Consider the following 13,587-nt stretch of genomic DNA (forward strand, 5'->3'; position numbering starts at 1 on the left):
TCTATTTAGTAAGTTTGATCTTCGTCAAGTTTAGATTTTTTTTACCTCTAATGGTTGTTATACTTTATGCATTATAAGGAGAAAAATATGGATCAAAAATATACACCACCAAAAGTGTGGACATTTAAAGAAGGAAATGGGGGAGAGTTTGCAAGCATCAATCGCCCAACAGCTGGGGCCCGCTTTGAAAAGAAACTTCCTCAAGGGGATCATCCGTTTCAATTATATTCGTTAGGAACTCCAAATGGGGTTAAGGTTACGATTATGTTTGAAGAGCTTTTAGAGCTTGGAATTAAGGAAGCAGAGTATGATGCTTATTTAATTAATATTGGTGAAGCAGACCAGTTTGGTTCAGACTTTGTTGCTATCAATCCAAACTCTAAGATACCTGCTTTACTTGATAAGAATAATGGTAATCCAATTCGTGTTTTTGAGTCGGCTTCAATTCTTGTCCACTTGGCAGAAAAGTTTGGTCACTTCTTACCAAAGGAATCAGCTAAGAGAGCAGAAGTATTTAACTGGCTTTTTTGGCAAATGGGAAGTGCTCCATATTTAGGCGGAGGCTTTGGCCATTTCTATGCATATGCGCCGGAGAAATTTGAATACCCAATAGACCGCTTTGCGATGGAGACAAAGAGACAACTTGATGTACTCGATAAACAATTAGCAAGTCATAAGTATATAGCGGGAGATGAATATTCAATTGCGGATATGGCAATCTTTCCATGGTACGGAGCACTTGTAAAAGGCAAGCTCTATGATGCAGCAGAGTTCCTGTCAGTACATGAGTATAAGAATGTAATCCGTTGGGCAGATGAATTAATTAAGAGGCCAGCTGTTTTAAGGGGGAGATTAGTGAATCGCGCTTGGGGAGATGAAGATCAACAAATCCTTGAGCGCCATAGTCAAAGTGACTTTGACGCTAAGGATATTACATATCGTTAAAACTTATAACCAAACCCAAGGCCTAGTCGATTTACTGTTAAGTCGGTTGGGCCATCCATAAAGTGCATTTTAAAGATGACGTGAGCAAAGATCTTCTTTGTGATATCACCCATGACATAGGCCATGGCCTTACCACCAGTAAACTCTTGCTTATCACTTGTATTTGCATAACCAATATCACGGCTTGAAAACACTGAGTGAGAGTAACTAAACTTTGCTAAGAAGTTTCTACGATATAACTTAAAATTCTTTTGAACTCCTACAGTTAAGAAAAAGATTTGATTCTTATCAAATGTCACTTGGTCAGCATCTGTTAGGCCATCGAAGTTGAAAGTATTAAAACGTTCAAAATCAAGTCCACCATAGGCTTCAAGTCCATAATCAGCAAATTTATAAGTTCCATATAAGTTAAATCCAATCTCCGGATCTACAGAAACATTATCAAGGTACTTATTTGCTGAGGCCGTGTTAAGTTGAGAGTAGTAAAGACTTGCTTGGGCGCCATACTTTGTATTAATTTGATAATTTGTCGTTAGACCTAGAGAAACAGAAGAGTTTTGTTTAAACTCGACTGAGCCTGGTGCGCTTTTTTGGTTAAACTCACCAAGAGAAGTCATATAGAAAACAGAAAAGCTTAAAGGCTTCGTGTTCTTTTGTGTTTGAGCTACTTGCTCCTTTGCCTTAACAACGCCAAATAGGGCCTTTATTTGCTCATCAGATAAGTTTAGAATCTTCATAAATTTGTTAATATCGATAAGTTCAATCTCGACATAGAGTCTAAAGTTCTTCTTCTTTAAACTGGCCCAGTCCTTAATATGACCATTTTCACGTCTGGTCTTCTTGGCCATCGCATCTTCTTCAGTGTAGCTATAAGAATCAACTAAGATCTGCTCATAGATTGTTTCAAGGTTCTCACTATTTACGGACTGATATGAAAGTCTCAGGTATTGATGCTTAGAATTCCTCTTTGATTCCTCAAAGTTTATTGAATCTGCATGTAAATAATTAAATGATAAAAAGAAAAGGCAAGTTAGTTTTAATAAATTTTGTTTCATTGATTCTCTCTTATATTTATTAATTTGAGTTAAACCATTTTAATTGAAGATTAAACTCTGTCATATAGAGCTATTTCTGCAGTCAATAAAAAGATAACTGATGTAAATGATCGATTTTTATAAATTTTTTTTAACCATAGTAAAATTTTGTTTAAATAAGTGAAAAGTATTTACCGATATAAATTATGTTGTTTTATAAGGTGAGGGAAATGAAAAACATTCTATTATTGTCGGTTATATTTTTAATGACTAGTTGTTTGAAGGAGTCTGAAGTTGAATTTAATTTCGGATTTGATGTTGCGGGCTTGGAAGTTATCTTAAGTGATAGCAGCTCTGGATCAACAACTCACTCTAATATTAATAGCATTGATATTGCAAAAACTGGTGGTGATGATCTTACTCAGTACTGTATTAGTGAAACGCAAACAACACCTCCGGCAGATACGAGCGCTGGCTCATGTGGAGGAGGAAATTGGGTTACTGGCTTTCCTTCGTCATTTGCACTCTCTGGTGGAGATGGACTAAAGACTGTTTATATTTTTGGCGCCGATAGCTCAAATGCTATTTCGTCTGAGAGTGTAACAAAAAACATTACTCTCGATACAACAGACCCTACTGCTGTGTCGGCCCTTACTCTTGGTGCAGTTCCTGCAAGCTTATCAACAACACCTACCATTACGTGGACGACTGATTCAACTGATAACCTTGTTCTTGTTGGCTATCAGGTAAGAGTCGTTAAGGTTTCTGATTCCTCTATTGAGCAAGATTGGACTTCTTTTACAAAGGGAGACTCCGTAAGTGGACTGTCTTTAGATGGAGCGGAGGATTATCGAATCGATATTCGTGCCATTGATGAAGCCGGAAACACAAGCGTTGTCGTTTCTGAGACCTTTACAACTTTAAATATAGCAGGAGGTTTAACTCTTGGTGCAACGGAATTTTCTCTACTTTATCAACCTGGTGGAGCAGGACCGGGGGAGACCCAGTCGATTACTTTAACGAACTCTGGTGGTATAACAACTGGTCTTTTACAAGCACCGCTTATCTATGGAAGTTCAGGAAATTTTCAAATGACAAACGATACTTGTACTGGAACCACTTTAAATCCAGGTGAAACTTGTACCATCGATATGACAATTAATGCAGCTGCTGATGGATTTTATTTCGCAAATATCTATATTACGGATGGGACAATTGTTTCTTCTGAGCACCGAGTACAGGGGATGGCCACAGGCTATAGTGCTGGAAACCTTTATTACTTTGGCTCTTGGGATGTTGGTGCACCTATTGATGTTTATGATCCACAAAAATTTCAATCTCTTTATCCAAATGATCTGAATAAGGTCTTAGGGAATTTAACTTGGTCAAAAATAGTTGGTGGAGATCAACACTCTTGTGGAATTACAACTGAGTCAAAACTCTACTGCTGGGGTGAAGGTTGGTATGGTGAGATTGGCTACGGAGTTGATGAACCTAAGTATATTCCTCATATCGTTGATGGTGAGAAAACATGGAAGGATGTCTCAACTGGTTATCGTTTAACATGCGGAATCGATGGTAGTGATGACCTCTACTGTTGGGGAGATAATAGTTATTATCGATTTGGTGATGGAACAGCAACTGATTCATTTGTTCCAAAGCTTGTTCCGGGAGGAATGAAGTGGAAAATGGTTTCAACTAGAAACTTTCATGTTTGCGCTATTAACTCCCTTGATGACCTTTATTGTTGGGGAAGAAATAATTACGGTCAAATCGGAATGGGAGATAACACAACAGTTATTACAGCACCTGAGCATATAAGTTCAGGAACAAAGTGGAAAAATGTTGCTGTCGGTGAATATTCCACATGTGCAGTGACGGTCGCGGGAGTTGGGTACTGTTGGGGAATGGGGTCTAACCATGTTTTAGGGGATGGGCTAAGTGCTGATACTTATTCTCCTAGTCCTGTCAGTGGTGGCCTTACATTTGATAAAATTGAAGTTCATTGGTTTCACGCTTGTGGGCTAACAAATACAAGTGATATTTATTGCTGGGGAACAGACTTTGGTGGGGAAGGAAACTTAGGTGATGGCCTAGGGACAACTTCTAATGTCCCGGTACAAGTGACTGGTTCTCAAGACTGGGTTGATGTTTCGGTTAGGGGAAGACACTCATGTGGTATCGATAATCTAAATCAAATGTACTGTTGGGGTGAGGGTGAAGAAGGAGAGATCGGAGACGGTGATATTCAAAATCGCCTGACACCAACTCTTGTTATTGGTGGCCATAATTGGGCATCTGCTTCAGCTTCTGACTATTTAAGTTGTGGTGTTACAACAGGTGGTGATGGCTACTGTTGGGGACAATATTGGAACTGGGGACAGGCCGGAACAGGTGTGGGGAATGCTGGGCTTTTTATGCCTAAGAAAGTTCCTTTGGCAAAAACTTGGAAGTCAATGGCCGCTGGTTATATGCTCTATTGTGGTATTGATAACTCTGACGATGCGTATTGCATGGGACGAGACCTCGATGGGGCGCTTGGAAACGGCGCAGCTGATACGGCCACTTATTCTCATCCATCGACAATAGTTACAGGTGGTCACAAGTGGGACGCTCTTAGTGTCAATGAGCGCTCAGTTTGTGGTGTAACAACTTCTAACGATGCTTATTGTTGGGGTAATAATAGTTATGGAAATCTTGGAAGTGGAAATACAACAAGCTCCTTCCATGATCCTAACTTAGTTGTTGGTGGTCATAGTTGGAGTAAAGTTTCGGCGGGTTATTATCATACTTGTGGAATGCGTACCGATGGTGCTGTTTACTGCTGGGGAGCAAATCGTTTCGGTGGTCTAGGAAATGGAGTGGCCACTGGAAATACGACTACCCTTACGACAACACCTACTGCTGTCAACGGTGGCCTTACCTTCACTGATATTGGAGTTGGAGATCACTTTACTTGCGGGTTGGCAACAGATAGTAAAATCTATTGCTGGGGACTCGATTCTCAAGGACAGTTAGGAAATGATACATCTTACACAAGCTCTTCTACACCTGTTGAAGTTGTTGGTGGAGCAGTTTGGACGAGTTTATCTGTTGGGGCATCTCACGTGTGCGCTCTTCAGGCCAGTGGTAATGGATATTGTTGGGGTGGTGGTAATAATGGAGCTCTTGGGCAAGGGGATTCTTCAAACCGACCTGAGCCTGCAATCATAGCGGGACATTCATGGAACAAGCTTGTTTCTGGGATGTGGCATACTTGTGGGATCGAAAATGTAACAGGAGATTTGTACTGCTTTGGTTATGGTCAAGGTGGGGAGGTAGGAAATTATCCAGACACTTTCTGGGGCACTATTGAAACACCACTACTATACGATCGAGGAATTAAATTCTCAGAGATCTTCTTAGGAGGGTCAGCGACATTTGGAATCGCCGCCCCTTAAAAGATAAAGTGATTAATTAGAATTGATAGTTAAATTCGATTCTGTGGTCACCGTCAGCAATGTCTACTAGGTTACTCCAATTCGCAAAGTAGCGAAGATTAAAGCGTGGAGTAAACTGGTAGCTTGCTACGAATTCGTGAAGAAGAATATTATCCTTTCCACCGTATGCTGATGACTCGTAGAGATCAGAACCTGCTAGGGCCGCTGCCCAGATTGGGTTGTAGTTAAGCCAGATCTTTTCTGTAATTGTAAATTTTCCGTAGAAACCAACTACACTATTAACACCAATAATAGAGAAGCCACTATCAATAGAGCTATCATCTTCAACAGTATTTTTTCCAAACTCAACGCCAGCGCCAATTAGAGGATAGAGATTAACAATCCAAAATTTTGGTAGCGCTTGTAGAATCGAATAAGAAGCATTACCTGTTCTTTCCGCAAGAAATGATTCTTTGAGGCTATAGTTGATATCAAGTTGAGAGCCTCTACCTGACTTTATATTTGCGCTAAAATTTCTAAAGCGAAAACTATCAAGTCGATTTGTCTTCTTGGATGAACCATCCCATCCAAGATCTTCTCCAAAGAAGCCCTTGAATTCGATAACATTCATGGCCGCAACGTCTTTGATTCCCGTATCGTAAGATATACCAATCTTTGCGTTTAGCCCTTTGTTGGTTGCCCCAAGACCGGCCTGAGTATACACCGCCAGAGGATCTGACATATCTTGAACTTCCTTTGCTGCTACAGTTGAGCTTAAAAGAAGTGAAGTAATCACTAATGATAAAAGACGTTTCATATTTCTCCCTTTTTTATCCTAAATAATAAATATTATTCCTGAGAGATAAAAGCATGCCAAATAATTCTTTAAGAAATTTTAATATTCTTAAGTTTTTATCCCAGAGCGCAAAAGGTAATTTTTTTGTAGAACTAAATTTTATAAGTATTTAGGAGTCATTATCGAAGCATTTAGCGATAAATTATTAGATATGATTGAGCGAAAGTCTCTATGCGTCGAAAAGTATCGACTCGTAAGAGAGGCCAGTCTAAAGATCTGCGTAGGTCTTAAGATTGAAGACTTTACGGTGCAATCAGCTCCCGAAGTGAGCCCTCCGAAGTGGCATCTCGCTCATACGACTTGGTTCTATGAAGAGTTCATTCTTGCCAAGTACTCACCAGGATATGAGAAGTTTAATGATGAATATGGTTTGTTATTTAACTCATACTACAAGTCAGTAGGGACCCATTGGAAGCAAGAAAAGAGAGGCCTTTTATCTAGGCCCACTGTTCAAGAAGTTCTGAGTTATCGCAATCACGTGGATACTGCAATGTTGACCTTGTTGGAGACAACAATGGAGCCTGAAAGAATTGAGTTTCTCTTAGAAGTAGGACTCAATCACGAGCAACAGCACCAGGAATTACTTTTAATGGATATTAAACATATCCTAAGCTCATCTCCACTGATTCCTGTTTACTCTGAAAAGAGAGTGGAAGCTTTCTCGGCCGGTTCATTAAAGTGGAGACACTTTAAAGAGGGAGTTTATGAATTAGGTAATAGTGACAGTGGGTTTGCTTACGATAATGAGAGGCCATGTCATAAAAAATATATAAACTCCTTTGCCATTCGTGAAAGCTATATTTCAAATGGTGAGTACTTAGAGTTTATTAATTCTGGAGGATATCAAAGCTTTCAGTATTGGCTGAGTGACGGTTGGGACTGGATTAATGAAGAAAAAATTTGCTCTCCACTTTATTGGCGACTAATCGAAGGAGAGTGGTACGAATTCACTCTACATGGTTTAGTGCCTCTTGATATGTATGCACCTGTAACTCATATAAGCTTATATGAGGCCCAGGCATTTGCGAAATGGTCTGGTCAGCGCTTGCCAACAGAGTTTGAATTAGAACTGGCCCTTGGGGATAAGAAATTACCTCTTTGGTGTTGGACTTCATCACATTACTCACCATACCCATCCTATGAATCATATATGGGGGCCTTGGGAGAATATAATAGTAAATTTATGTGTAATCAGTTTGTTCTGCGTGGAGGCTGCTTTGCGACTCCTGATGAACATTACCGAAATACATACCGAAACTTCTACCGTGCTCATCAGAGGTGGATGTTCTCGGGGATTAGAGTTGCAAAGGATATATAATGGAAGTGTCAGTACTTAGAGAAGTTAGTGAAGAACAAAACTCAGAATTTTTAGAAGAGTTTGCAATTGATGTTTTAACGGGTTTATCAAGGCCCGAAAAAAGATTATCGACGAAGTATTTCTATGATGATCGTGGAAGTGATTTATTTCAAAAGATCACACAGCACCACGACTACTATTTAACTCGCACAGAATTTAATATCTTAAAAGAGTCGAGTGCAAAAATAGCGAATTTAATTAGCGAAGATGAAATTGATATCATTGAACTTGGCGCTGGTGATGGCCATAAGAGTGAGCTGGTCATCGATGGGTTCTTAGGACAAGGAAAGAAAGTTAATTACTTTCCAATTGATATTTCTGCCCAGGCCCTTAAGCAGATGGAAGAGCATATCACGCACAAATCTGACCTAACGATACATGGTATTGTTGCAGACTACTTGCAGGGGCTTAAGTTCTTAAAGGAAAAGTCAAAGAGGAGAAAGCTCGTTCTCTTTCTTGGATCAAATATTGGAAATTTTGATCGTACTCAAAGCGAGAATTTCCTTAGACAGCTATGGAAGTATTTAAATAGTGATGATTATCTTTTAATTGGCTTTGACCTGAAAAAAGATGTGGAAAAGCTAAGTGCTGCTTATAATGATTCAAGTGGCTACACTCGTGACTTTAATCTCAACTTACTGGATCGAATAAACCGAGAGCTTGGTGGCAACTTTGATAAAAAGAAGTTTCAGCATATTGGTGTCTTTAATCCAAAGTTGGGAGCGATGGAGAGTTACTTACTTCCTAAGGAGAAGCAGGAGGTGTATATCAAAGAGCTAGAGCATAGCTTTGAGTTTGAAGCCTATGAGCCACTTCATCTCGAATATTCATTCAAGTACACGAAAGAGGATATAGAGCGAACGTGTCAGTACACGGGCTTCAAATTAAAGGATCACTTTACTGATAAAGATCAGCTATTTATCGATTCTCTTTGGCAGGTTGTAAAGAACTAGACTTGGCCTAGGCTTTCTTTACAACTGAACACTTAAGATACATCGAGCCATGGCCGTCGACTTTACAGGCAATATCGTGACCATTAACTGGTTCTTCTAGCAGGCGGATATTCTTAACTTTTGTTCCTGACTTGATCGTACCTTTTCCGGCCTTCAGGTCTTTGACAACTGTTACTGAGTCGCCGTTTTGTAACTGGGCACCATTTACATCGACGAATTGTGGAGTGCTATCATCTTCTTCAGAGCTAGCATCTAGGCTCCACTCGTTGAAGCATTCTGGGCAAATCCATAATTGGCCATCGTTATAGGCGTAAGGTGAACTACATTTTGGGCATGTTTGATTTTCTTCTGTCATTCGATAAGGTTAAACCTAAGAAGCCTCATTGTAAACATGACAACTCTTTCACAAGAAAAAAGATGCTAAAAAATAATTAAAAATTTATGAATTATATTGACTTTTATAGTCGTTGTTCAGGAATTCTGGATTATATTATAGGTGTGCAAAATTAGTTTTTTATTTTTACGGAGTGCAAATGAATATTTTGATTTTATCTTCTAATAAACATCTTTACTCGACAAAGAGGCTAGTAGAAGAGGCAAAGCTTAGAGGTCACCATGTAGAAGTTATTCGTCCTGATAAATGCTATATGGACGTGGTCACAGGGTCTCCTATGGTTTACTACCGCAAGAGAAAGTTAGACAAGGTTGATATTGTCATACCAAGAATTGGAGCAAGTGTTAGTGCCTACGGAATGGCCATTGTTCGCCAATTTGAAATGATGGGGGTTTACTGCTTAAACTCATCCAATGCTATTGGACGCTCAAGAGATAAGCTGCGCTCTCTTCAAATCTTATCGCAAAAACATCTCCCTCTTCCTAAGACGGGGATGGCAAATAATACTCAACAAACAGAAAGTTTAATAAAACTCGTTGGTGGTGCACCGATGGTTGTAAAGCTTATTGAAGGATCTCAAGGAAAAGGGGTCATCCTGGCCGAGACTAAGAAAGCGGCAGAGAGCTTAATTGATGCCTTTAGAATTCTTAAGGCAAACTTTCTTGTTCAAGAATTTATCAAGGATGCAAATGGCGCTGATATTCGCTGCTTTGTTGTTGGTGGTAAGGTTATTGGAACAATGATGAGGCAAGCAAAAGAAGGTGAGTTCCGCTCTAATATTCACAGAGGTGGTGTTGGGACTCCTGTAAAGATCACGCCAGAAGAAAGAAAGGTTGCCATTGCAGCTGCAAAGGCGATGAAACTTAATATGGCCGGTGTTGATATTATTCGCTCAGGTAGTGGACCAAAGATTTTAGAAGTAAACTCTTCTCCTGGACTGGAAGGAATTGAAGGCTGCACAAATAAGAATATTGCTGTTGAGATCATTGACTACGTTGAAAAGAATTACACAAAAGTCATCAAGGATAACTAATTGACGGATCAATTATTTAAATTAAAAGTTGAAGAAGTTGAAATTGGCAGACCAATCGTTGAGTTTGTCAATTTCCCTTCTTTCTATGGGCTACAAAAAGTAAAGGCTCCCATTTATATATATCGTGCAACGAAAGAGATTTCTCCCTGTGTTGTGGTAACAGCATGTATGCACGGAGATGAGATCAATGGATTAAGAGCGGCCCAACTTTTAATGAAAGGAAAGCTCAAACTTCTTAAAGGAACACTGATTATTATCCCTGCGGTTAATATCTATGGCTTTCTTAATAAGCAGCGCTACCTTCCTGATCGCAAGGATTTAAACAGATGCTTTCCTGGAAAACCCAAGGGTAGCTTTGGTGCTCGCTTTGCAAATTTTATCTTCAAACAAATTACAAAATATGGTGATGTCTTTATCGACCTACACTCAGGTGGCCCAGGACGATTTAATATCCCGCAAATACGCTGTGACCTCGATACAGAAGGAATGCTTGATCTTGTCAATAATATCAGTATCCCACTTGTTGTTAATAGTACCCTAAGAGATGGCTCTTTAAGAGAGGCCATTAATGATCTCGGCCGTCCTTGTATCGTCTTTGAGGGGGGAGAGGGCCTTAGAATAGATGAGACGATTGCTAAGTATGGAGTTAACCTCGTAAAAAGTATCCTTAGCCACTACGGCATGATTAAAAGTAAAAAGAGCTTTAAAGAAGAAAAATTCATCATTCGAAAAACGAAGTGGATGAGGGCGGCAAAAGGCGGACTCCTAATCAATAAGGCCCATCATGGAAAGATTGTTAAAGAGGGTGAGGTTGTAGGAGAGCTTAGGCAACTTACTGGTGAACTCATTAGTCGTATTACAATGGAACATGATGGTGTGATCCTAGGAATCAGTAAGTCTTCAGTCGTTATGGCCGGAGATGCTCTTTATAATATTGGCTTCCTCTGTGAAGATACTCATGAGGATATTGATGATCTTCAAGAAGGCGAAGGTGAGCTTTCGGATTACTTCGATTTCGAAGTTTAAAAATATAAATTGTTCATTTTTTATTCCCGGTAAAAAAACAAAAATGAGTAAGTGAAATACTCAGGTATTAATTTCTTGCTTATTTCTATAGTTATCAATCACAAGTGCCTGATATTACAGTTGCGATCTAAATAACTAACGTTACGTTAAAACTGAGTAGTTTAAAAAATGTGGAGTCATATAATTTCTTTATTACAAATTATTTTCTCAATGAGGATGTAGGAGATTTATATGACCATGGCAAAATTAAACCAAGAGCTTGACTGTCGAAATGTATTTGAGGGAAGTGGAGCAATCTACGATATGTTGGATAAGCTACCATTTAACGTAATGTACTGTGGGACTGATCTCGTTATTAAGTATATTAACCCAAAGAGTTTTGAAAGCTTAAGAGCTATTGAGTCACTTCTACCTATTCCTGTCACAGAGATTATCGGTTCTAAAATTGATGTCTTTCATGAGAATCCAATTCACCAACAAAAGATTTTAGCTAATCCAAAGAATCTACCAATTAAGACGGAAATTAAAATTGGAGACGAAACACTCGAATTAAATGTCGTTGCTGTTATGGAAGGTAATGACTACATTGGGGCCATGGTTACTTGGGATATTATCACAGATAAACTCGTCGCAGATAATCGCAATGCTCAGTATTCTTCGATGCTTGATAATATGCCAATCAATGTAATGCTATCAGATCGTGACTTCAATATTACTTATATAAATCCAAAGTCGAGACAAACTCTAACGTCAATTGAAAACCTATTACCAATAAAGGTTTCAGAGATTGTTGGAAGTAGTATTGATATCTTCCATAAGAACCCTGCTCATCAAAGAAGAATGCTATCTGATCCTTCTAATCTTCCACATGAAACAAATATTCATGTAGGGGATGAAATTCTAAATTTATTAGTAAGTCCAGTGATGGACCAAAATAATGTCTATCAAGGTGCTATGGTTACTTGGGATGTTATCACTGAGCAGGAAAGAATTAAGACGGCCATTAATGAGCTGGCAACTGAGATGAGAGATAGCACTGAAGATATTTCAACAAAGTCATCTCACGTTGCAGAAGGTGCCGTTTCGTTAGGAGCAACAACTGAAGAAATGAATGCTTCTGTTGAAGAGTTAACAGCATCAATTAACTCAATTGCACAAAATGCTAAGTCGGCAAATGAAATCGCAGAGCAAACTTCTTCGGAAGCGCAAGAAGGAGCAAAGTCGATCAATGAGGCCGTTGAAGCAATGGATGTTATCACAAAATCATCAGAAGAAATTAGTGAGATCGTTGAAGTGATTCGTGAGATTGCTGGTCAAACAAATCTTCTGGCATTCAATGCCGCTATTGAGGCAGCGAGAGCTGGAGAGCATGGTGCAGGTTTCTCAGTTGTTGCAGACGAAGTTAGAAAACTAGCAGAGCGCTCTTCGCAAGCAACGAAGGAAATCTCTAAGTTAATTAATGATTCGGTAAAAAAGATTTCAGAAGGAAGTCAGATTTCAAAAATGGCCGGAGAGGCCTTCACTAAAATTGTTGAAGGTGTTAATAATACAAATCATTCAATTGCAGAAATCTCAAGTGCTACTCAAGAGCAATTACTTGCAGCTAAAGAGGTTAGTGAGGCAGTTCAGCAGGTGGCTTCTGAAACAGAAAACTCTGCAGCCGCTTCTGAGTCGATTGCAATGGCAACTCGTAGTCTTGCTGAAGGTGCTAAGAAACTTAGTGACCTAATTGAAGACTAAGGCCAGGTGTAGGAAATGATTTACCTTATGGAGCTTAATAGTAATCAACTTGAGAAGATCATTAGTCTTGTTCATGTGCATACAGGAATTACTATTGCTCCATCTAAAAAAAGCATGTTACAGGGTCGAATTCGTCAGCGATTAAAAGCATTGGAGTTAGAGAGCTATGATGATTATATTAATTATTTGCAAACTGATAGCAATGAGAAGCAAGAATTCATCAATATTATAACTACCAATGAAACAACTTTCTTTCGAACACAGAAGGTTTGGAATTTCTTTCAAGATGAGTTTTTACTTAATTGGAAAAGTAGCTCACCAATAAAAATTTGGTCGGCCGCTTCTTCTACTGGAGAAGAGGCCTATTCTATTGCAATGTCTTGTGAAGAGCACAAGAAGAATAACGGCATACTGAGGTATGAAATCATAGGAACAGATATTTCCACAAAGGTTTTAACTTATGCTCAAGATGCCAAGTATAGTGGACGCAATATAAATAATTTTAAAGAGCGTTTTACAAGTCTATACCAAGCATATTTTAAACCAGTAGGAGAGGAAGCTGAAATCCTGCCCGAGGTAAGAAAGAATGTAAGCTTTATGGCCCATAATCTTTTTTCACTGCCAAAGAGTAATATCTCAAATTTTGATATTGTGTTTCTGCGAAATGTTTTAATTTATTTTAAACAAGATGATCAAATGAGAGTGATTAGTAATATTTCGAGGGCAATGAAGTCTGGGGCAATCTTAATCCTTGGAGAGTCTGAGAGCTTAAACGGTCTGTCCAATGATTTTGAGTATGTGAGTCCTCAAATCTATAAGAAGAAGTAGGG

At 39.0% G+C, this 13,587-nt stretch carries 11 protein-coding genes; 8 read left to right on the forward strand and 3 right to left on the reverse strand.

Features of this window, described 5'->3' with window-relative positions; genetic code table 11:
* Window positions 1–87 precede the first annotated feature (87 nt).
* A complete protein-coding gene (yghU, locus tag ABMA79_RS08340; RefSeq protein WP_393091756.1) occupies window positions 88–945 on the forward strand; it encodes a glutathione-dependent disulfide-bond oxidoreductase in 858 nt (285 codons plus the stop codon).
* On the opposite strand, the gene ABMA79_RS08345 is transcribed toward yghU, so the two are convergent.
* A complete protein-coding gene (locus ABMA79_RS08345) occupies window positions 942–2,000 on the reverse strand; it encodes a hypothetical protein (protein ID WP_393091757.1) in 1,059 nt (352 codons plus the stop codon). The two genes, yghU and ABMA79_RS08345, sit on opposite strands and share 4 nt — an antisense overlap.
* 209 nt (window positions 2,001–2,209) lie before the next feature.
* Between ABMA79_RS08345 and ABMA79_RS08350 the strand changes: the two genes are divergently transcribed.
* Window positions 2,210–5,419: a hypothetical protein gene (locus ABMA79_RS08350; protein WP_393091760.1), complete on the forward strand. Its 3,210-nt coding sequence runs from the start codon at window positions 2,210–2,212 to the stop codon at window positions 5,417–5,419.
* A gap of 16 nt (window positions 5,420–5,435) precedes the next feature.
* Here the strand turns inward: ABMA79_RS08350 and ABMA79_RS08355 are convergent, their stop codons facing one another.
* Window positions 5,436–6,215, reverse strand: coding sequence for a hypothetical protein (locus ABMA79_RS08355; RefSeq protein ID WP_393091763.1), 780 nt, complete (start codon window positions 6,213–6,215; stop codon window positions 5,436–5,438).
* Window positions 6,216–6,405: 190 nt separating this feature from the next.
* Here ABMA79_RS08355 and egtB point away from each other — a divergent pair, with 190 nt between their 5' ends.
* On the forward strand, window positions 6,406–7,572 hold the full coding sequence (gene egtB / locus ABMA79_RS08360) for an ergothioneine biosynthesis protein EgtB (RefSeq protein ID WP_393091765.1): 1,167 nt from the start codon (window positions 6,406–6,408) through the stop codon (window positions 7,570–7,572).
* Window positions 7,572–8,564: an L-histidine N(alpha)-methyltransferase gene (gene egtD / locus ABMA79_RS08365; protein WP_393091766.1), complete on the forward strand. Its 993-nt coding sequence runs from the start codon at window positions 7,572–7,574 to the stop codon at window positions 8,562–8,564. The genes egtB and egtD overlap by 1 nt, the downstream gene beginning before the upstream one ends.
* 7 nt (window positions 8,565–8,571) lie before the next feature.
* Here the strand turns inward: egtD and ABMA79_RS08370 are convergent, their stop codons facing one another.
* A complete protein-coding gene (locus tag ABMA79_RS08370; RefSeq protein ID WP_393091768.1) occupies window positions 8,572–8,919 on the reverse strand; it encodes a zinc ribbon domain-containing protein YjdM in 348 nt (115 codons plus the stop codon).
* A gap of 178 nt (window positions 8,920–9,097) precedes the next feature.
* On the opposite strand from ABMA79_RS08370, the gene rimK reads away from it, so the two are divergent.
* The 4 genes from rimK (at window position 9,098) to ABMA79_RS08390 (ending at window position 13,585) form a co-directional block, all read left to right on the forward strand.
* On the forward strand, window positions 9,098–9,991 hold the full coding sequence (gene rimK / locus ABMA79_RS08375; protein ID WP_393091771.1) for a 30S ribosomal protein S6--L-glutamate ligase: 894 nt from the start codon (window positions 9,098–9,100) through the stop codon (window positions 9,989–9,991).
* Entirely contained in the window at window positions 9,992–11,017 is a 1,026-nt protein-coding gene (locus ABMA79_RS08380; RefSeq protein WP_392859433.1) for a succinylglutamate desuccinylase/aspartoacylase family protein, read from the forward strand.
* 231 nt (window positions 11,018–11,248) lie between these two features.
* Complete coding sequence (locus tag ABMA79_RS08385; RefSeq protein WP_393091774.1) at window positions 11,249–12,757, forward strand: methyl-accepting chemotaxis protein; 1,509 nt, start codon at window positions 11,249–11,251, stop codon at window positions 12,755–12,757.
* 15 nt (window positions 12,758–12,772) lie between these two features.
* On the forward strand, window positions 12,773–13,585 hold the full coding sequence (locus tag ABMA79_RS08390) for a CheR family methyltransferase (protein WP_393091776.1): 813 nt from the start codon (window positions 12,773–12,775) through the stop codon (window positions 13,583–13,585).
* Window positions 13,586–13,587 lie beyond the last annotated feature (2 nt).

Origin of the sequence: Halobacteriovorax sp. HFRX-2_2, from assembly GCF_043196705.1 — a bacterium.
Classification (GTDB): domain Bacteria; phylum Bdellovibrionota; class Bacteriovoracia; order Bacteriovoracales; family Bacteriovoracaceae; genus Halobacteriovorax_A.

Bases quoted from the DNA above. Each gene is read 5' to 3' on its own strand.
- ABMA79_RS08355 (WP_393091763.1), bottom strand. From the start codon at position 6,215: ATGAAACGTCTTTTATCATTAGTGATTACTTCACTTCTTTTAAGCTCA.
- ABMA79_RS08345 (WP_393091757.1), bottom strand. From the start codon at position 2,000: ATGAAACAAAATTTATTAAAACTAACTTGCCTTTTCTTTTTATCATTT.
- ABMA79_RS08370 (WP_393091768.1), bottom strand. From the start codon at position 8,919: ATGACAGAAGAAAATCAAACATGCCCAAAATGTAGTTCACCTTACGCC.
- ABMA79_RS08350 (WP_393091760.1), top strand. From the start codon at position 2,210: ATGAAAAACATTCTATTATTGTCGGTTATATTTTTAATGACTAGTTGT.
- ABMA79_RS08385 (WP_393091774.1), top strand. From the start codon at position 11,249: ATGACCATGGCAAAATTAAACCAAGAGCTTGACTGTCGAAATGTATTT.
- yghU (WP_393091756.1), top strand. From the start codon at position 88: ATGGATCAAAAATATACACCACCAAAAGTGTGGACATTTAAAGAAGGA.
- egtB (WP_393091765.1), top strand. From the start codon at position 6,406: ATGATTGAGCGAAAGTCTCTATGCGTCGAAAAGTATCGACTCGTAAGA.
- egtD (WP_393091766.1), top strand. From the start codon at position 7,572: ATGGAAGTGTCAGTACTTAGAGAAGTTAGTGAAGAACAAAACTCAGAA.
- rimK (WP_393091771.1), top strand. From the start codon at position 9,098: ATGAATATTTTGATTTTATCTTCTAATAAACATCTTTACTCGACAAAG.
- ABMA79_RS08390 (WP_393091776.1), top strand. From the start codon at position 12,773: ATGATTTACCTTATGGAGCTTAATAGTAATCAACTTGAGAAGATCATT.